This window comes from Phyllobacterium sp. 21LDTY02-6 (genome assembly GCF_023554255.2).
Taxonomy (GTDB): Bacteria; Pseudomonadota; Alphaproteobacteria; order Rhizobiales; family Rhizobiaceae; genus Phyllobacterium.
This window is the reverse complement of record NZ_JAMJWD020000002.1, coordinates 571673-590814: the sequence shown is the minus strand read 5'-3', so window position 1 is coordinate 590814 and position 19142 is coordinate 571673. Positions and strand designations below refer to the sequence as shown.

21 protein-coding genes and 1 tRNA gene are annotated in these 19142 nt (G+C 56.2%); 6 read left to right on the top strand and 16 right to left on the bottom strand.

All coding sequences use genetic code 11. The features are described 5' to 3' along the window. Positions 1-21 precede the first annotated feature (21 nt). Both M8997_RS09165 and M8997_RS09160 read right to left on the bottom strand, forming a co-directional pair. Positions 22-993, bottom strand: coding sequence for an alpha/beta fold hydrolase (locus M8997_RS09165; protein WP_371929544.1), 972 nt, complete (start codon positions 991-993; stop codon positions 22-24). Beyond that, a complete protein-coding gene (locus tag M8997_RS09160) occupies positions 983-1405 on the bottom strand; it encodes an organic hydroperoxide resistance protein (RefSeq protein WP_250016363.1) in 423 nt (140 codons plus the stop codon). Before M8997_RS09160 ends, M8997_RS09165 begins: the two co-directional genes overlap by 11 nt. A 149-nt stretch (positions 1406-1554) precedes the next feature. On the opposite strand from M8997_RS09160, the gene M8997_RS09155 reads away from it, so the two are divergent. Then, positions 1555-2013 carry a MarR family winged helix-turn-helix transcriptional regulator gene (locus M8997_RS09155; RefSeq protein ID WP_250016361.1) on the top strand — a complete coding sequence of 153 codons (459 nt, stop codon included), beginning with the start codon at positions 1555-1557 and terminating at the stop codon, positions 2011-2013. Between the two features lie 48 nt (positions 2014-2061). Here M8997_RS09155 and M8997_RS09150 read toward each other — a convergent pair whose 3' ends face one another. Then, the gene (locus M8997_RS09150) at positions 2062-3096 is read right to left on the bottom strand and encodes an aspartate-semialdehyde dehydrogenase (RefSeq protein ID WP_250016359.1); all 1035 of its coding nucleotides are present in this window, start codon (positions 3094-3096) and stop codon (positions 2062-2064) included. Between the two features lie 97 nt (positions 3097-3193). Beyond that, positions 3194-3325, bottom strand: a complete 132-nt coding sequence (locus M8997_RS22140) for a hypothetical protein (protein WP_256473217.1) — start codon at positions 3323-3325, stop codon at positions 3194-3196. 336 nt (positions 3326-3661) lie between these two features. On the opposite strand from M8997_RS22140, the gene M8997_RS09145 reads away from it, so the two are divergent. Further along, on the top strand, positions 3662-5548 hold the full coding sequence (locus M8997_RS09145) for an MFS transporter (protein WP_250016348.1): 1887 nt from the start codon (positions 3662-3664) through the stop codon (positions 5546-5548). A 62-nt stretch (positions 5549-5610) separates the two neighbouring features. Here M8997_RS09145 and leuB read toward each other — a convergent pair whose 3' ends face one another. Both leuB and leuD read right to left on the bottom strand, forming a co-directional pair. Continuing rightward, entirely contained in the window at positions 5611-6723 is a 1113-nt protein-coding gene (gene leuB, locus M8997_RS09140) for a 3-isopropylmalate dehydrogenase (RefSeq protein ID WP_250016346.1), read from the bottom strand. A gap of 160 nt (positions 6724-6883) precedes the next feature. Next, positions 6884-7489, bottom strand: a complete 606-nt coding sequence (gene leuD / locus M8997_RS09135; protein ID WP_250016343.1) for a 3-isopropylmalate dehydratase small subunit — start codon at positions 7487-7489, stop codon at positions 6884-6886. 143 nt (positions 7490-7632) lie between these two features. Here leuD and M8997_RS09130 point away from each other — a divergent pair, with 143 nt between their 5' ends. Then, positions 7633-8514, top strand: coding sequence for a CoA ester lyase (locus M8997_RS09130; protein WP_250016341.1), 882 nt, complete (start codon positions 7633-7635; stop codon positions 8512-8514). Between the two features lie 34 nt (positions 8515-8548). Continuing rightward, positions 8549-8758 carry a DUF1737 domain-containing protein gene (locus tag M8997_RS09125; RefSeq protein WP_250016339.1) on the top strand — a complete coding sequence of 70 codons (210 nt, stop codon included), beginning with the start codon at positions 8549-8551 and terminating at the stop codon, positions 8756-8758. 29 nt (positions 8759-8787) lie between these two features. Here M8997_RS09125 and M8997_RS09120 read toward each other — a convergent pair whose 3' ends face one another. The 5 genes from M8997_RS09120 to M8997_RS09100 all read right to left on the bottom strand — a co-directional run bounded on the left by M8997_RS09120 (position 8788) and on the right by M8997_RS09100 (position 11746). Further along, a complete protein-coding gene (locus M8997_RS09120; RefSeq protein WP_250016337.1) occupies positions 8788-9210 on the bottom strand; it encodes a metallopeptidase family protein in 423 nt (140 codons plus the stop codon). A gap of 97 nt (positions 9211-9307) precedes the next feature. After that, a complete protein-coding gene (locus tag M8997_RS09115; RefSeq protein ID WP_250016335.1) occupies positions 9308-9502 on the bottom strand; it encodes a Trm112 family protein in 195 nt (64 codons plus the stop codon). A gap of 10 nt (positions 9503-9512) precedes the next feature. Next, complete coding sequence (locus M8997_RS09110; RefSeq protein WP_250016333.1) at positions 9513-10175, bottom strand: LON peptidase substrate-binding domain-containing protein; 663 nt, start codon at positions 10173-10175, stop codon at positions 9513-9515. Between the two features lie 32 nt (positions 10176-10207). Further along, positions 10208-11182, bottom strand: a complete 975-nt coding sequence (gene trxA / locus M8997_RS09105; protein WP_250016331.1) for a thioredoxin — start codon at positions 11180-11182, stop codon at positions 10208-10210. A gap of 54 nt (positions 11183-11236) precedes the next feature. Next, positions 11237-11746 (bottom strand): prolyl-tRNA synthetase associated domain-containing protein, encoded by a 510-nt coding sequence (locus M8997_RS09100; protein ID WP_250016329.1) that lies wholly within the window; start codon positions 11744-11746, stop codon positions 11237-11239. Between the two features lie 191 nt (positions 11747-11937). Here M8997_RS09100 and M8997_RS09095 point away from each other — a divergent pair. Continuing rightward, positions 11938-12012 (top strand) — tRNA-Gly (locus M8997_RS09095). A gap of 217 nt (positions 12013-12229) precedes the next feature. Continuing rightward, complete coding sequence (locus M8997_RS09090) at positions 12230-13162, top strand: hypothetical protein (RefSeq protein WP_250016327.1); 933 nt, start codon at positions 12230-12232, stop codon at positions 13160-13162. Between the two features lie 625 nt (positions 13163-13787). Here the strand turns inward: M8997_RS09090 and M8997_RS09085 are convergent. The 5 genes from M8997_RS09085 to M8997_RS09065 form a co-directional block, all read right to left on the bottom strand. After that, positions 13788-13985 carry a hypothetical protein gene (locus M8997_RS09085; protein ID WP_250016324.1) on the bottom strand — a complete coding sequence of 66 codons (198 nt, stop codon included), beginning with the start codon at positions 13983-13985 and terminating at the stop codon, positions 13788-13790. A gap of 143 nt (positions 13986-14128) precedes the next feature. Next, the gene (locus M8997_RS09080; RefSeq protein ID WP_250016322.1) at positions 14129-15364 is read right to left on the bottom strand and encodes a site-specific integrase; all 1236 of its coding nucleotides are present in this window, start codon (positions 15362-15364) and stop codon (positions 14129-14131) included. A gap of 331 nt (positions 15365-15695) precedes the next feature. After that, complete coding sequence (locus tag M8997_RS09075; protein ID WP_250016320.1) at positions 15696-17891, bottom strand: VapE domain-containing protein; 2196 nt, start codon at positions 17889-17891, stop codon at positions 15696-15698. 135 nt (positions 17892-18026) lie between these two features. Beyond that, the gene (locus M8997_RS09070; protein ID WP_250016318.1) at positions 18027-18203 is read right to left on the bottom strand and encodes a hypothetical protein; all 177 of its coding nucleotides are present in this window, start codon (positions 18201-18203) and stop codon (positions 18027-18029) included. A gap of 296 nt (positions 18204-18499) precedes the next feature. Continuing rightward, on the bottom strand, positions 18500-19090 hold the full coding sequence (locus M8997_RS09065; RefSeq protein WP_250016315.1) for a hypothetical protein: 591 nt from the start codon (positions 19088-19090) through the stop codon (positions 18500-18502). Between the last annotated feature and the right edge of the window lie 52 nt (positions 19091-19142).

Sequence of the window (19142 nt, the reverse complement as noted above, 5' to 3'; positions counted from 1 at the left end):
CGCTCTTCCCGTAGCTCGACCTCAGGACCTGGCGAAAGCCAGCAGGTCCCTGTTGAGCTGGTCCTTATGTGTGGTGGCCAGGCCATGCGGGGCGCCCGGATAGACTTTCAGTTCGGCGCCCTTGACGAGCTTGGCGGCTTTGTGGGCGGAAGCGGCAATCGGCACGATCTGGTCGTCATCGCCATGGACGATCAATGTCGGCACGTCGAACTTCTTCAAATCCTCGGTGAAATCGGTTTCCGAGAAGGCCTTGATGCAATCGAGCTCGTTCTTCAGCCCACCCTGCATGCCCTGCAGCCAGAATGCCTCGCGCATGCCGTCCGATACTTTCGCACCCGGCCGGTTGGCGCCGTAGAACGGTATCGTCAGATCCTTGAAGAACTGCGAGCGATCCGCCGTCACGCCATCGCGGATGCCGTTGAACACATCGATCGGCAGGCCTTCCGGATTGGCCTCGGTCTTGAGCATGATCGGAGGGACGGCCCCAACGAGCACGGCCTTGGCCACGCGCCTGGTGCCATGGCGACCGATATAACGGGCCACCTCGCCACCGCCGGTGGAGTGTCCGACCATGATCGCGTCCTTCAGGTCCAGCTTTTCGAACAACTCCGCCAGATCGTCCGCATATTGATCCATATGGTTGCCATCCCAGCTCTGGCCGGAACGCCCATGGCCGCGCCGATCATGGGCGATGACGCGATAACCGTTCAATCCGAGAAAGACCATCTGGTCTTCCCAGGCGTCGGCCGTCAGCGGCCAGCCATGGCTGAACACCACCGGCTGCCCCGTGCCCCAGTCCTTGTAGTAGATTTCCGTGCCGTCCTTGGTGTTGAAGCGGGCCATGGTCCTGTTTCCTTTCGGGATTTCGCTGTTGATAGTGGATGTGGCTGCCGTTCCCGGCAGGGCGACCATGGCCGCAAGACCGGCGCTGGCCGCGAGGAAGGAACGGCGCGTTGCGAGATGCGAAGCCGTCATATCCGCCTCACGCGACATCTATGCGAACAGCCAGATTGCTGCGCGTGGCTTCCGAATAGGGGCAGACGATATGGGCTTCGTCGGCAAGCTCCCTTGCGACATTGCCTTCGATGCCGGGTACCGACACCTTGAGCGCGACGTCGAGTCCGAAGCCCTTGCCGTCCGCGCGCGGTCCGATGCCGACAGTGGCGGTGACGGAAGTCTCCTCGGACAATTTGATCTTGCGCTTCGAGGCAACGAATTTCAGGGCGCCGAGAAAGCATGCCGAGTAGCCGGCCGCGAACAGCTGCTCGGGGTTGGTTCCCTCGGCTCCATTGCCGCCCAGTTCCTTTGGCGTCGAAAGCGTGACAGCCAGCCGTCCATCGACGCTCCTGGCGCTTCCGTCGCGACCACCGGTTGCCGTTGCTTCAGTCGTATAGAGAATGCTCATCGTCCTGGTCCTTTGCTTGGTTGGTATGGCTATTAAATTGCACAAAATTAAATTGTGTGCAATAGATATTTTGCACGTGATGCTAAATTAAATGATGTGCAATCGAAATCGGTCGATTATGCTGGTCGATCATTGAACGGAGCGGACAAATGCGCGATGCGGGCGAGAGCAATCTCAAACTCGAAAATTTTCTTTGCTTTGCCATCTATTCGACGGCGAATGCGCTGACCCGGGCCTATCAGCCTCGTTTGGCGGCGCTGAACCTGACCTACCCGCAATATCTCGTCATGGTGGTATTGTGGGAGCAGAAAAACCAGGCCGTAAAATCGATCGGCGAGAAGCTCGGGCTCGACTCCGGAACGCTCACGCCCCTGTTGAAGCGGCTGGAGATTGCGGGACTGATTACCCGCACCCGCGACCGCAGCGACGAGAGACAGGTGCTGATCGGCCTCACCGATGCGGGAGAAGCCATGCGCGAAAAGGCAGAATCCGTACCGCTGGCAATGGGAAAGGCCTTCGGTTGCTCGATGGGCGAGGCAAAGACGCTGAGGGCCGAGCTGATGGAGCTGCGGCAGAAGCTGATCGCCAGCATAGATGACGCAAAATGAAAAAGGGCGCCAAGAGACGCCCTTTCAAGTGATTGAACTGAAAACCGCCTAGGCTGCGATCTGCTTGGGCTGGATCAGCCCCCGTGCGACCAGCAACTCGGCGATCTGTATGGTGTTCAGTGCCGCGCCCTTGCGCAGATTGTCGGAAACAACCCACAGCGAAAGTCCGTTTTCGACCGTGATGTCCTCGCGGATGCGTGAAATATAGGTCGCATCCTCGCCTGCAGCCTCATAGGGCGTGATATAGCCGGCATCTTCGCGGCGATCGACGACCAGGCAGCCTGGAGCATTGGACAGGATCTCCCGCGCCTCCTCCGCGCTCATCGGCGCGTCGAATTCGATGTTCACGGCTTCCGAATGGCCGATGAACACCGGCACGCGGACGCAGGTCGCAGTCAGCTTGATCTTCGGATCCAGCATCTTCTTGGTTTCCGCCACCATCTTCCACTCTTCCTTCGTATTGCCGTCTTCCATGAAGACGTCGATATGAGGAATGACGTTGAACGCGATGCGCTTGGTAAACTTCTTGGCCGTTACCGGATCGGCGACGAACACGGCTCGCGACTGTTCGAACAGCTCATCCATGCCCTCCTTGCCGGCACCGGATACCGACTGGTAGGTAGAGACGACGACGCGCTTGATGCGGGCCCGGTCGTGCAGCGGCTTCAAGGCCACGACGAGCTGCGCCGTGGAGCAGTTCGGATTGGCGATGATGTTCTTCTTGGAGAAGCCGGAAATGGCGTCGGGATTGACCTCCGGGACGATCAGCGGAACATTGGAATCGTAGCGCCAGGCCGACGAATTGTCGATGACGACACAGCCCTGCGCGCCGATCTTCGGCGACCATTCCTTGGAGACATTGCCGCCGGCCGACATCAGGCAGATATCCGTGTCCGAAAAGTCATAATTGTCGAGCGCGCGCACCTTCAACGTCTTGTCGCCGAAGGAAACTTCCGTGCCCTGCGAACGCCGCGAGGCCAGCGGCACCACTTCACTGACCGGGAAGCCGCGCTCTTCCAGTATCGTCAGCATCTCGCGGCCCACATTGCCCGTGGCGCCGACTACTGCAACCTTGAAACTCATTTTGTGTCTCCTGTCCCTCTCCGCTTGTGCAAACCCGCCGGCCACCGCGGGTCTCGCCCCGGGCCGGACCCGGGAGGGGCGAGCAGGCCAAGGGAAATCAGACCGTTTTGATGGTCGTTTTAACAGTCGGTTTGGCCGAAATGGTGATCGAAGGAGCAGACATGCCGATGCAGCCGGCATGAATGCCGCCGCCCTTTGCCGAAAATAGCGCTGTCGATTCGCTACGCACGCTGGTCTCCTTGTCCGCCTGTGCTTGTACGCACTTTCCCAAAAGAGTCAATTGCATGTTTAAACAGCAAGAATATGTCGCGTTACGCACAATTTTAGACATTTACCCCAAGAAGCGGGCTTTGCTTTCTTCAATAATTGGACAACAATTCGCCTGTTCGATGGGTAGATGACCTTGAGGGGAAAGATAATCCGGAGGACGTTGACCAGTACATGATCATTTGAATGCTCTCGCGAACAGAAGATCATGGCTAACATCGGCGTTGGAGGGGACCAAGCGGAGATATCGGAGTGAAATCCCCTTTGGCTTAACTGCAGTTTTCTGGGAGGAAACGAAATGGCATCCACAACCGTAGCCGACGATTCTCGGCGAGGTATGACGCGAGAGGAGAAGAAAGTCATCTTCGCCTCGTCGCTCGGCACCGTCTTCGAATGGTACGACTTCTATCTTTACGGCTCACTGGCGGCCTTTATCGGCACGGCCTTCTTCAGCGAATATCCTGAAGCGACACGCAACATCTTTGCCCTGCTGGCATTTGCCGCCGGCTTCCTCGTGCGGCCCTTCGGTGCATTGGTCTTCGGCCGGATCGGCGATCTCGTCGGCCGCAAATATACCTTCCTCGTCACGATCCTGATCATGGGTCTGTCCACCTTCCTGGTGGGCGTGCTTCCCGGCTCCGCGAGCTGGGGCATCGCGGCGCCGATCATTCTGCTGCTGCTGCGCATGCTGCAAGGCCTGGCGCTCGGCGGTGAGTATGGTGGTGCTGCCACCTATGTGGCCGAACATGCGCCCAGCAACAGGCGCGGCTACTACACGTCGTGGATCCAGACGACCGCCACGCTCGGCCTGTTCCTGTCGCTCATCGTCATTCTGGTGATCCAGAACTGGCTCGGCAAGGAAGCCTTCGCCGCCTGGGGCTGGCGCGTTCCCTTCATCCTTTCCTTCGTCCTCCTCGGCGTCTCGGTCTGGATCCGGCTTTCGCTGAGTGAATCGCCGACCTTCCAGCGCATGAAGGAAGAGGGCAAGGGTTCCAAGGCACCGCTATCCGAAGCCTTCGGCCAATGGAAGAATGCAAAGCTGGCCCTGCTCGCCCTTTTCGGCCTCACCGCCGGCCAGGCCGTCGTGTGGTATTCCGGCCAGTTCTACGCGCTGTTCTTCCTCCAGAACGTGCTCAAGGTCGACGGCCAGTCAGTCAACATCATGATCGCGATCGCACTTCTTCTCGGCACCGGCTTCTTCGTCTTCTTCGGCTGGCTGTCGGACAAGATCGGGCGCAAGCCGATCATCATGGCCGGCCTTGCCCTGGCGATCCTCACCTACTTCCCGCTGTTCAAGGCGCTGACCTGGGCTGCCAATCCAGCCCTCGCCCAGGCGCAGGATACGGTTCGGGCAACTGTCACCGCCGCTCCCGGCGATTGCAACTTCCAGTTCAATCCGGTCGGCACACGCAAGCCGGTGACTTCCTGCGATATCGCCACCGACTTCCTCGCCAAGAGCTCGATCCCCTATGACATCGCGGCGACTGCTCCGGCAGGAACTCCCGCCAAGGTGACGATCGGCAGCGAAACGGTGGAATCCTATGATGCCGCTGCGGCTGGTGCCGATGTTGCCGCCAAGGACGCAGCATTGAAGAAGGGCATCAACGTCGCATTGCAGGATGCAGGCTATCCGCTGGTGCGCGACCCGGTAAAGGTCGTGGACTCAAAGCTCGATGCACTGGTTGCCGCCAATCCCAAGCTTGCGCTGGACGCGGCAGCTATCCGCGGCGGTGAAAAGTCCATGGTTCCGGTCGATCAGGCCGTAAAGGACAAGCTGATCACCGCCGAAGAGGCGGCGGGCGCCACCGAGGTTCCGGTCTACACCGTGCCGGGCGCCGGCGCCTTCAAGATGGTGGCGGATCCTGCTGGGGTGAACTGGATCATGACCATCGGCATATTGTTCATCCTGGTCCTCTACGTGACCATGGTCTACGGGCCCATTGCCGCAATCCTGGTGGAAATGTTCCCGACCCGCATCCGCTATACCGGCATGTCCCTGCCCTATCATATCGGCAATGGCTGGTTCGGCGGACTGCTTCCCGCAACTGTGTTCGCGATGAGTGCCGCGAAGGGCGATATCTATTATGGCCTCTGGTACCCCATCGTCATCGCAGCGATGACGCTGGTCATCGGCCTGCTCTTCGTTCGCGATACGAAGGACACCGACCTGCACGAAGTAGAATAGTCGGCCCACTAACGAAAAAGCCCGGCGCGATCGCTCGCGCCGGGCTTTTTTTCATGCGTGCCTCAGGCTGCCAGTGCCTTGAACCTGGCCAGGATGGCATCGCCCATTTCGGTAGTGCCGACCTTGGTCTTGCCTTCGGACATGATGTCGGCCGTGCGGATGCCATCATCAAGGACCGCCGCGATTGCCGCTTCGAGCCGGTCGGCCTCGGCCGTCATGTTGAAGGAATAGCGCAGACACATGGCAAAGGAAGCGATCATGGCGATCGGATTGGCTGCGCCTGTTCCGGCAATATCGGGCGCTGAACCATGGACGGGCTCGTAAAGCGCCTTGCGGCTGCCGGTCTTCGGGTCGGGAGCGCCGAGCGACGCTGACGGCAGCATGCCAAGCGAGCCGGTCAACATGGCGGCGATATCGGAAAGCATGTCGCCGAAGAGATTGTCCGTGACGATGACGTCGAATTGCTTGGGCCAGCGCACCAATTGCATGCCACCGGCATCCGCCAGCATGTGGTCGAGCGTGACATCGGCATATTTCTCCTTGTGCGTCGCGGTCACGACCTCATTCCACAGCACGCCGGACTTCATGACGTTGCGCTTTTCCATGGACGTGACCTTGTTGCGGCGGGTGCGCGCAAGCTCGAATGCGACGCCGGAAATCCGCTCGATCTCGTAGGTGTCGTAGACCTGCGTGTCGATGCCGCGCTTCTGCCCGTTGCCGAGATCGCGGATCTCCTTGGGCTCGCCGAAATAGACGCCGCCGGTCAATTCGCGCACGATCAGAATATCGAGCCCTTCGACGACCTCCTTCTTCAGCGACGACGAGTCGGCCAGCGCCGGATAGCAGATGGCGGGACGAAGATTGGCGAAAAGCTCCATGTCCTTGCGCAGGCGCAGCAAGCCGGCTTCGGGCCTCACATCATAGGGCACGCTGTCCCATTTCGGACCGCCGACCGCCCCAAACAGGACTGCGTCGGAAGCCAGGGCCTTCTGCATGTCCGCATCGGAGATCGCCTTGCCATGCGCGTCATAGGCCGAACCGCCGACAAGGCCCTCATCCAGTTCGAAGCCGCTCTTCAACTCGGCATTCATATAGGCAATGATTTTCCGGACTTCGGCCATAGCCTCTGGCCCGATGCCGTCACCAGGAAGAAGAAAGAGCTTTTTGGATGCCATGTCGTGAGACCTCGTGTCGTTCGATAAGGATGAATGGCGCGTGTTTAGCGCAATCTGAGCAAAGAAGAAAAGCACCCGGCGAAATAATCTTGTGCCCGGGAGTTTCCGTGGCCGGCGGAGCGCATAAAAAAACCCGGCCTGGCCGGGTTTTTGAGAGCGATTATGCCCAGGGGTGGCGTTGCGCGTTGAGCGCTTCGAAATTGTCGATCTTCGCAGCCTTCTCCATGGTAAGGCCGATATCATCGAGGCCGTTCAGCATGCAGTAACGGCGGAACTCGTCGAGGTCGAAATTGATCGTGCCGCCATCCGGACCCTGGATCGTCAACGCCTCCAGATCGATCGACAGGGTGGCGTTGGCGCCACGCTGCGCATCGTCCATGAGCTTGTCCAGGTCTTCCTGGCTGACGCGAATGGGCAAAATGCCATTCTTGAAGCAGTTATTGTAGAAAATATCGGCGAAGCTGGTGGAAATGACGCAGCGGATACCGAAATCCAGCAGCGCCCAGGGCGCATGCTCGCGGCTCGAACCACAGCCGAAATTGTCGCCGGCGACGAGGATCTGCGCATTCCGGTAGGCCGGCTTGTTGAGGACGAAGTCGGGATTCTCCGTACCATCCTCATTATAGCGCATTTCGGCAAACAGACCTTTTCCGAGTCCGGTGCGCTTGATCGTCTTGAGATAATCCTTGGGGATGATCATGTCCGTATCGACATTGACGATGGGCAACGGAGCGGCCACGCCGGTGAGATGGGTAAATTTATCCATAATGCCTGCCTGCAGATCTCATAAATTGTGTAGGCCTTGGCTTTACACCAGCTTGGCCGCGAAGCAAAGCATTTCGCTTGTCCTGCCCTGCCGCAGGAGCCTTTGCTCTTGTAACGGAGGCGCAATCAGGGCAGAAATCGCTCATGACTCCGATCTATCGCCCGCGCCGTTCCGTGCTTTATGTCCCCGCTTCGAATGCAAGAGCCATGGCGAAAGCGTCGTCCCTCGACGTCGATTGCGTCATCTACGACCTCGAGGATGCCGTCGCTCCCGAGAGCAAGGAGGATGCGCGCGAGGCGCTGCGCGATCATTTCACCGCCAGCAAGACCGCCGGTTTCGAGCGCATTATCCGGATCAATCATCTGTCGAGCCAATGGGGCAGCGAAGACCTGCTGGCGGCCCGCGCCTGCAAGCCGGATGCGATCCTCCTGCCGAAGGTGGAGATGCCGCAGGACGTCACCGCCGTCGCGGAAGTTCTCGACGAGACCGACGCATCGGAGAATATCCGCCTTTGGGCGATGATCGAGACGCCGCGCGGCATTCTCAACAGCGACGAGATCGCCGAGCTCGGCTTGCGCTCCGCCGCACGGCTCGAATGTTTCGTCGTCGGCACGAATGATATCGCCAGGGAGACAAGAACGCGCCTGGAGCCCGGCCGCGCCGGCTTTCTCCCCTGGCTGATGCAGATATTGCTATGCGCACGCGCCGGAAAGCTCGATGTCATCGACGGCGTGTTCAATGATTATTCCAACATGGACGGTTTTATCGCCGAATGCGCGCAGGCCGCTGCGCTGGGCTTTGACGGCAAGACGCTCATCCACCCTACGCAGATTCCCGGCGCCAACGCCGCCTTTGCGACCAGCCCCGACGAGATCGCAGCGGCGGAGAAGATCGTGGCCGCCTTCGCGCTGCCGGAGAACGGCGGCTCGGGCGCGATTGGCCTCGACGGCCGCATGGTCGAGAGGATGCATCTTGATATGGCGCGGCGGACCCTCGCCAAATCAGGCCGGAAGTTACCGCAATGACGGCAGACCGCCTGCCGCACAGAGGAGCAGTGAAATGAAACTATATCGCTTTCTGACAGGGCCGGACGATTCGAGCTTCTGCCACAAGGTGACGGCCGCCCTCAACAAGGGCTGGCATATTTACGGGTCGCCGACCTATGCGTTCAACTCCGTAACCGGCGTGATGCAGTGCGGTCAGGCCGTCGTCAAGGATGTCGATGGCGTCGATTACGAGCCGGGAAGCACCAAGCTCAGCGACTACTGAGTCCATGAAGCCTGTTCCCGGAACGGGCTTCAGTCGACGCTGGCTTCGATGCGCTCCATCTCATCGTCCGACAGGCCGAAATGATGGCCGATTTCATGAATCAGCACATGGGTGACGACGTCACCCAGTGTCTCCTCATATTCCGCCCAATAATCGAGAATAGCACGGCGGTATAGCGTGATGCGGTTGTTCTGTTGTCCCGTCTGCAGTGAGAAGCGCTCGCCTATTCCCGTGCCCTCGAACAGGCCAAGAAGCTCGAACGGGGATTCAAGCCCCATGTCTTCAACCACCTGGTCATCCGGAAATTCCGAGATCTGCATGGTGATATCGCCGCAAAGCTCGCGGAAGCTCTCGGGCAGATGCGCATAGGCTTCGATGGCCAGCGATTCGATTTCGGCAAGTGAGGGGGAAAAACGATTGGCCCAGTCGGCCGTCTGATTGCTTCTCGCCATGGCTTCTCCCGTTGAACTCGGACCGGCCCAGGCTGCTGCCGACCGGTATCGCGCTCATATAGTCATTAATTCCCGTCCGTGCGAGCCCGCTCCGCGCTCAACCGTCGAGCTGGCGGGCCTCGGAAGGCAGCATGATGGGGATGCCATCACGAACGGGATAAGCGAGCCGCGCCTTTTCCGAGACCAGCTCGGATTTCTCCGCATCATAGGTCAGGTTGGCCTTGGTCAGCGGGCACACCAGCAATTCCAGCAGCTTCCGGTCAATTCCGATCTCGCGATTTTTCTCGGCCATGCGGATAATCCTACTGCAATCCCGATTCATAATCATCCTGGTCTTTGGCCAGGGCGATCTCGGTTATGGCGATCAATGTTTCGGCGCGGGTCTTCAAATCCGCCGCCTCGAGCAGCGCCTGCTTCTCGGCCGCGCCGAATGGCGACATCATGGCAAGGGCATTCACCAGGGTCTCGTTGCCGGCGCGCGATATGCCGTCCCAATCCGCTTCGAGATTGTTCGCATCGAGGTAGGCACGAAAAACCCGCAGCAGCGCCGTCCGGTCCACATCCCTGTCATCGGCCTCGTCGAGGTCGGCACGGAAGGGCGCTATCTTGCACTGACGGAACGGCGTCCTGACCGAGAGTTCCTTGGTAACGCGAAACCGGCATATGCCCTGCAGGGTGATCAGCACGCGGCCATCGCCCGTCTCCGCGAAAGACGTTATGCGGCCGAGACAGCCGATCTCGCTCAAGGCACTGTCATCGTCGCCATTCTGGTCGAGCCGAGGCTGGATCATGCCGATCACGCGCTTGGTTGCCAGGGCGGTATCCACCATGGCCAGATAGCGAGGCTCGAAAATATTCAGCGGCAATTGACCGCCGGGTAACAGCAGCGCGCCGGCGAGCGGGAAGATCGGGACGACATCCGGAACGTTCTCCAGCGTGCGATAGCGGACATTTCCTGCTTGCATTGCCTGCTCCCGGTTGTTGTGCTGGACCTCGCTCAAGAAAACAAGAGAGATGAAAGCTTGCGACGCGCCGCAAGCGACGACGGATCGCCCGCCCCCCAGGCATCGAAGAATTGCAGCAATTGCTTGCGCGCGCCATCATCGTTCCAGCAACGATCCGCCTTCATGATGGCAAGAAGATGATCGGCAGCCTCGTCCCGCCGGCCCTGCGCATTGAGGATCATCGCGAGATCATAGCGTGCCTGGTGATCGGCGGGATTTGCCGCCAGGCGTGCTTCCAGAGGCTTCGGATCGCCAAGCTGCGCCACCTGCGCCGCAAGGGCGATCCGCGCCTCGGCCGCCCTTACATCCGCATCCGATCGGGCGGCGTCCGGCACCCGGTCGAGGGTCTCTCGCGCAGCTTCCACGTCGCCGGCTTCGACGAGACAGGTCGCGAGCCCGGCCAGCCCGCCGGCATGATCCGGTATTTCCGCGAGCACGGCAGAATATATCTGCCCGGCCTGTTCGAAATCGCCTGCATCCAATGCCTGCCGCGCGGCTTCAAGCGCTGAATTTACGGCTTCGTCACGCCCGCCATCGGGAGATGCGAGGCGGTTGATGAATTCGGTCACCTTCGATTCCGGCAAGGCGCCCATGAACCCATCCACCGGCTTGCCGTCGACGAAGGCAATCACGGCCGGAATCGACTGTATGCCGAGCTGGCCGGCAATGGCGGGATGATCGTCGATGTTCATCTTGACGAGCTTGACCCGGCCGGCCGAGCCATTGACCGCCTTTTCCAGGATCGGCGTCAGCTGTTTGCAGGGACCACACCAGGGAGCCCAGAAATCGACGAGGACCGGCTGGTTCTTCGATTCCGCGATGACGTCCTTCGAGAAGCCCGCCGTGGTCGTATCCTTGATCAGATCGCCGCCGCCGGAGGACACCTGCGCGCTCGACCCAAAGGAAACAGTCGTGGTGGAAGGCGTGGCGCCATAGCCGCTACCGAAGGGGTTGTTCGTATTGCTCATTAAACTCTCCGTCCTCAACTATGCGTCAGCATCCCGCCTCTGCTGCCAATGCCTTCAGTTCGGTTCTTTTGCGCCGATTTTCAAGATCAACGGCTCATGGCCGGTGGCTTCGAGAAAGCGCAAGAGGTCCTTTGGCTTGATCGAGGTCGTGGCCTCGTTGGTCAGGGGATGCGAATTGATCACCTCTTCTGCCATGATATCCTGATCGAGCACTATTTTCACCCGGTGGCCTTCGTCATTTATGGCGCCCAGGACGCTGACCGAACCCGGTGTCAGGCCAAGATATTCCATCAGCTTTTCCGGCTTTCCGAAAGATACCCGGCTGGCGGCACCGATCTGGCCATGGATCGATTTCAGGTCGATCTCGGCATCTTCATCGACGGTCAGCAGGAAATATTGGTCCTTCTTGTCCTTGAGGAACAGGTTCTTGGTGTGCGCACCGCTGATCTGCCCGCGCAACGCCTGTGCCTCGGCAACGGTGAACACGGGCGGATGCTGTATCGTCGACGTCTGGATATCGAGCTTTGTCAGGAAGTGCATGAGATCGTCAGAAGTTTTGGGCATAAGCATCTCCAGCCTTGATGGACATAGCGGGTCAGATCATGTCTCGTAGCGGCTCGGACTTTGCGCCTCAACCCGGCAGCCGGCAAAATCGCTAAAATTTCAGCTTATCCTTCGTAAGTGCAATTTTCCCTGTTGCATTTGGTCAGCGCTTGGGTCATATAGGCCCCGCTTCGCAAGACAGACTGGTGCATGCGGGAGTAGCTCAGGGGTAGAGCACAACCTTGCCAAGGTTGGGGTCGAGGGTTCGAATCCCTTCTCCCGCTCCAGTTGTTCGAAGATCAAAAGGCCCGGTTTTACCGGGCCTTTTTGCATTTTAGAGCATTTTCCCCTGACCCTCACCAAGCGCATTCAGAATTTCGGTTACTATCCGGTTACCAGCGTGTTAACGGCTCGATATTTTCATCGCACAATCCCATGCGATGCAGAAGAATTAATGTATGTTCAGTATCCATATAGATCGCAATCATAAGCTGTGAGGTTACGATGGCTGGTGTCGAGAAATATTTGAGCGAACGGTATTCGGACAATCCACCCGTCAGAGATGGGCTAACCTCCCTCTACTTGGAATATAATTCATGGGGTTTAAAAGACAGCACTTTTGACCAAGATTTCGTGGACGGGGCAGACGATCATTTCTATCCCTACATTTGGGAAATGATCCTGGCGAAACACCTAAAAAATAAAGGTCATGATTTAAGTTCGAAGGACGAGGGCCCCGACTTTAAGTCCAAACTCGACGGTCTGACTATATGGATCGAAGCGACATGTCCTTCCCCGGCAGGAATTCCGGAACAATGGATAAATCCTTCCGAAGGATTTCATACCGGGAGCGTTCCCCACGAAGCAATGCTTCTTCGTTGGACATCCGCGTTGAAGGATAAGAAGGAGAAGCTCACGGGATCAGTAAGATTCGATCAATTAACTAATTCAGAAATTAGGAAAAAGGGCTATTTGGAAAGAGGTATAGTTGGACCAACAGATCCGTATGTCATTGCAATAAGTGCGTGCCGGTTGGGGCATGGTATCGACCTATTGCACAGGGGTATTTCCCAGTTTCCATTTGCAGTTGAATCGGCACTTCCTGTTGGTCCCATTGAAATCGTGATCGACCGAGAAACCGGTACCGTCATACGGCAAAGCTCTCAGCATCGCCCAACAATTCCAAAACCAAACGGGGCTCAGGTACCAACCGATAACTTTCTCAATCCTGATTACGTGTCAGTCAGTGCAATTTTGGGAACGCCCGCTGGCGTTAATGCGGCCTGCGGAGATCAGTATCCAGTCGTAGTAGTTCATAATCCATTAGCGAAGAATAAGTTGCCCGTAGGCGTATTGGGTGCCGACGAGGAATATGTTGCCGAGGACAAAGGCGATCACTACGAACTTCTGAATATTCTGGCCAGCAGCTCTGGATAAGCTAATCTTTGCCTACATCAGCATAGTGCAAGAAATATTCTGCCTAAAGCACTTCGAAGGCGTACTGCGTATTCATTTCGGATTGATCGCAGACCTCGCCGGGTCCCGTTGCAATCGCCCGCGTTCGGTAAGATAGGGGGAGGTCGCACTAACCCCCTCCGGAAGAAGACAGTACTTACAACACCCATTTTGGTATTAAACCTATGATATTATTGATATAATTGCCACATTCCGCTCCTCGTGCTTTAATAGCGATCTAACAGAAGGCATGCCAATGCGAGCGTTATTAATTACGGATATCACGACCCGACAGGCCCAAATCATTAACCTGATGGATATTCCGCACTTCTTACCCATTGACGATGATGAGCTCGAGACAGCACTCGAGGAGTACGGCATCTACGAGAATGCGCGATATACAATCGCTGAGATCATCGTTTTTCCAGCACACGGGAAATAGGGATTTCATCTGAATTGGCTACTGCCTACGGGAGTGGTACTCCCGGCGCGCATGGTGGCGGCGCGGCCACATGGCCGCCAGCTAGCACCGTGCCGTTCCGTAGTACCGCGGCGGGGCAGGACGGCACCCAGCCAGGGCAGCAGGCTGGACCGCCCGAACTCCACTCTAGCGTAAAGGCAAAGTGAGCTTCATAAAACTGAAGTCTAGAAATTCGCCATCGTTCAGCTCAGCAGAGAATGAAACTGTATTGAATTTGTGGGCCTTTCGCCAGTATCGCACCACTAAACGGCCCCTAAGTTCAGATACTTTGTCTAAACGCGCATTGAGTATTGCTGCGGCCAAACCTTCATCTTCACCGGTCATGACAGTATCAACGGCGGCTCTACGGATCGCCTCCCGACACCTACGAATGAAGTCGGCTTTGCTCTTGAACACAAGCTTTCCAACGGGGAATGAATGAGATTGCACCATTTGTTTTTTCCTTTCTTGCGAAGTTAGGGATTGGCTTAATGACCGCTGTAGGCCCGTTCCAGAGCATCAACCGCCACTTGACCACCACGCACGGCTTGTGTGTAATGACCAAGCGTCACCGTGGCATTGGCGTGACCAGCAAGTCGTGCGACTAGGCCGACTTCAATGCCTTGAGCTTGCATCGTTGATATAAACGAATGTCTGGCACTGTGGGGCGTGACATAGGGAAAGCCTTGTTCAGTGAAGAACGGCACCCAGTAACGCTTGCGGAAGTTTTGGTAGACCAGGGCCCCGCCGCCACCAATGCGGGGCTTTGGCCAAGCCTGAACCCTGCCGGGACCCGGAAAAACACGATATAATTCCTTTCCCTTGCGGGGACACCTCGCTCTCCACTCCAACAACATCGTGCGCAGTGTCTTGCCCATCGGCACTTCGCGCGTCCCGGCCTCCGTCTTGGTCATGGCTGTCAGGCTGCCGTCCCGCTCTTGCATGCGCCGAATACGGATGACATTTGCTTCGAAATCGACATCTTCCCAAAGAAGTCCAAACTGTTCGCTTGGGCGCGTCCCGACAAGAAATGGAAACACGCAATAAATGCCTCGTTCCTTGTCGTGCTTTGCCGCCTCGACTAGTTTTGCAATCTGCTCGGTCGTCAGGATTGCCTTCTTTACCCTTGGCTTGCCCCGACCCAAACCGGTTGGCATGGAGGGAGCGCGAACACCATGATCTTCCTCGGCCATGGCTAGGACCGCTTTAAAATGGGACTTCGCCCTGTTAGCTGTATAGGTCCCAGAATGTTCCTGAAGCTGCCGGTGCCATCCACGGATATCTGCGGTCGTCAGTTCGTTGAGCTTGATCTTCCCCAACATAGGCAGCAAATGCGTGCCTCTGGGTTTCACTCCGGTCGCAGTGTATTGCGCCTTCTCTCGCTGCGTTCCGACGAGATAAGGGCCCTTAATGTGGGCCACCACAATGGAATAGCCGGTATGAGTACTTTCCTTGACGTGGCGTTTCCTGTCGGCGAGCCAATCATCAACCGCTTCATTTACTGTTGGTACAGTCCGTTGGTCCACATACGAACCCGCACTAATCGAAACCGTGAGAGCACTTTGACGTGCCTGCGCATCCTTTTGCCGCTCAAAGAATTCCTGTTTGCGCTGACCGGTTTTGGGACATTTGTAATTCACCACATAACGAAGTTGGCGCACTAGACTGCCATCCTGCAGGGTGCGTTTGCGCGTTCGCTTGGTTAGATTAACATTGATACTCATTGCATTCTCCATCGGTTGAAATCACAACCAAAAAAAACACTGCGAAAATTCGCACACAATTTATCGGAATGAGCTGCTAGCGGTCCTCGCTGTAACCAGCCGGGTAACCACAAACATCTGAAGCCATTCGGAACCCCGTCACGACGGGCTCAGCCGCATTCCGGATCCATACCTCACTGGGGTTGAAATCGTAGCTGGGTGGCAGTGGCGGCGGTGGCACCCGTCATGTTGAGCTACAGCCACTGCTGTACAGGGCAAAGAATTTCAATACCACTGCACACTACACTCCCCCAAGCTCCCTAGGACATGCCACTACCGCCACCGCCACCTACTAGAACTTTCTATTCTCTCCAGAGAAATCGGGATCGTTAATGTGGTCGTCAGCTTTCATCCGCCGGAAACCGCGTAACGTTTGCCCCGCCACCTTGAACTTACCTGGCTCCCATCCAAGGGAACGCATTAGACCCGAGAGTCGTTTGGTGTGACCGTTATGTTGGCGTTCGAGCTCGATATGGAGAGTTATGCCCAGAAGTTCGTACGTAAAAGCTCTGACTTCATCGCCAAAGGCTACGCCTCGAATACTGGCAAGTTTTTCGAGCCATGGGTCGTCCTCTAAACGTTCCTCCTGCTCAGCAGCAGCTGACTTCCACAGATCAGATGGCAGCGTAATGCTCTCACCAACAGCCTCTCTATTTGCTGCCTCCGCCCAAAGCTGATCGCGGTCCCGTACCAGAGCATTGAGATCAATCTGTCCCGTTTTCACAGGCAGGAAACGCCGATTCCCGGTTCTGTCCCGCAAATACTTGTCGTCGTTTGTTGTTCCAACAAAGATTGCTTGACGGCCCCTGCTTTCGGAGAATCTTCCGTAGGACATTCGGGCACGGTCGACCTGCCGTGAAGCAAATGCTTTTGTTCGCTCGATTTCTGCTTTCCTAAGTCCCGATATTTCGCTCAGTTCATAGATCCACACGCCTTCCATCGCTTCCATTTGAGCTTTAGTGTCGAGCGTCAGTATCTCATTGTCTGAGTGAAAACCTTCACCTGCGAGGACCTGCAACGCGGTCGATTTTCCCGTCCCCTGTTTTCCTTCAAGAATTGGGATGGTATCGTATTTTGCGCCGGGTTCGCGCACTCGCCTTACTGCGGCGATCAGCATTGCTGCTCCGATGGCTACATTTAGCTTTGTGTCCTCCGCACCAAGATACACTGACAGCCACCCATCCACACGTGGAGCACCGTCCCATATCAAATCATCTAACATCTGTCGTATCGGATGGAGCGAATTCTCAAGGCAAAGTTGGGTCACGGCATCGCGAACATTGTCTGCCCGAGGGTCGAAATCAAACTGATCAATTACTATTCCCCGGAGCCTACTGCATGCGTCGTCACTTATCTCACCAGCGTGCTCTTCCAACTGCGTCCCATTAATGATCTTGCGGTGTCGGAATAGATCATGTGCGAACGCTAGCTCCAATCGTTGGAGAGCAACAATGGTATTACGCATCGTTGGTCGGGGCTTTCCGGACTTCTCTACGTCCGGCCAGCCTCCCTCGCTAGCGGCTATGGCCGCTCTGGCCTGTTTCAAAGCGTATGCTTTAGGATTCTTCTTCTCCAATATCGATGCTGAAATGCCGTAGGCTGGGTTAATCAATATTCCAGCAATCTCCACCTCACCAAGACCGTCTCGCGCGAGGTCACACGCCACGCGAAATACGGCTTCGCTTCGCGATCGAAATCGAGGATTCTGACCTCTACGGGGTTTCTGCGGGTCATCACCCTGCTTAATAATCGCAAAAGTCGCTTCGGATACAGTCTTGCCAATACTATCGATGGACACTTCCGCAATGTCCGTGCTTGTTACAACCGATATCTTAGATCCAGCTGGGCTAGGCTCATTTCCGATGGGAAAATCATCGAGGCTATAAGTCCGCGACCAATCGCTTTCAATCACTGTTGCCAACGTGGCGACCCTACCCGATGCCAACTTCTTTGCATTAGGCAGATTGATTGTGCCCGGTAAACGCATTATCCGATCAACGTTATGGCAATGATCACCCCCTACAGTCTGGGCAATTTGAATGTTCGCCTGCTCCACCAGATCAAGGTCAAATGAAGGCTGCGTTAACCTCCAATAGGCATGGAAGCCGCCCCCTGAACCCAAGATTACCGTTGGGGCTGGTATATAACTCCTCAAACGTTCTAATGACTCAATGCTGGCATCATCTACATCGACATGTAGAGTGCTGGCGGAAACGATCTCTGCCTTCTTTGCCTTTCGGTCCTTTACGTCAATCTCAACGTTATTTGGATGGAAATAAAGATTGGCCTTCTTGATGCGATGTTTGAGCCAATCCCGAGCTCTTTCCAATTTATCCAGCGGGAATGTTTTCGCCTCCAACTTACGGTCTGGCATCATCGCAACGAGGTGTAAGGCATGGGCAGGGTGAAACCGCAGGGCAAATTCAATTGCCAAATTTTCGTCAGTATTATCGATGGGGTCTTTTTCAGTTAAAAGTTTTGTTCTCATGTGTCCGTCCAGATTCTAGCCAAGCCTGTCCAGCCTGCGTAGTGGTGCAGGTGGGGCTTCGGTTATTGAAGTTTGGAAGATTAAACGGTGGGCGTCCCACCTAGCTATCACGCACGGGAAGGTGGCTCGAAGAGCTCAACCATTATCAAACCTGAATATGATGGTTGTAGAGCGCGGAGCTTGTAGTACGATCAGTTTCGGATCATTTGCGGCGCTTTTGCCGCGACCCTCTTTGACGATAAGCCATCGCGGTACTGCTAGATACTCGACAGGATCATCTAAATTAGGAGCGACTGCGTGATCACGCTTCATTCTGCACCTCCTTGGCGGGAGGAGTTAATTGTCGAGATGACCTCCGACAAGCGAACGAGACGGCGCGAATTATAGATAGTGTAGGTTGGGAGTATTCCGTTTTTCGCAGCCCGATATATCTTGAAAGCGGGGAGGCCCAAGGCTTCGGCAGCCTGCTTTAATGTGATTAGTTTTTCTGAAGTCATTTAAACCTCCGTGATTGCAAGGAGGTTCCTAATATTCACACAGAATGTCTTATGGCGAGGAATCTATTACAGGCCCAATTCGTCCGTTCCATCCCTGGTGATAGGTAAACCTCAATTCATGTCCTGAACCTGAATGCCCAATGCTTGCATCGCCTCAATAGCTTTGTGCACCAACCGGGATTCGTCCATGCGGTTCCAGTCATCCTCCGTCGTCGCCCAAACCAAGTATCTATCCCTGTTGGCGTTGAATTTCCCGCGTAGTCGTCGAACCAACGTATCCTGTTCGGACGAATTTTTATCTTTCAAAGAACCTATAACCTGCCTAATGATTGGTGCCAAACTCGGTTCGGTTCGCCCTGTCTCAATATATTTTTGAAAATAGAGCCTCGCGATCTGCATAAGGTAGTCGTGGTCATCTTTGTCGTTCATACCACGTTTTCGTTCGCGTCCCAGAAGCATCGACAATGCGCTTTCTAAGCGATCAATGCGTGAGTGCTTTAGCGTGGAAGGATGTGCATCAATGATGGCGAGTAAAATTTTTGATAATGGATCAGACGGGTCATAGCCGCTCTCAGCCAAAATGATAGTGGGATCCAGCATCCCGTCGGAACCAATCCAGACGAGGTCATCTTTAGTTAAGTTTCCCAGCCGACGAAGATTTCCCTCAGAGCGGGTACGTTCAAGTACATCTTTATTACTCATGGTGCGACCTGTATTAACTAATTCTGGACCTAGGAGTTTATGCCCCGCGCAC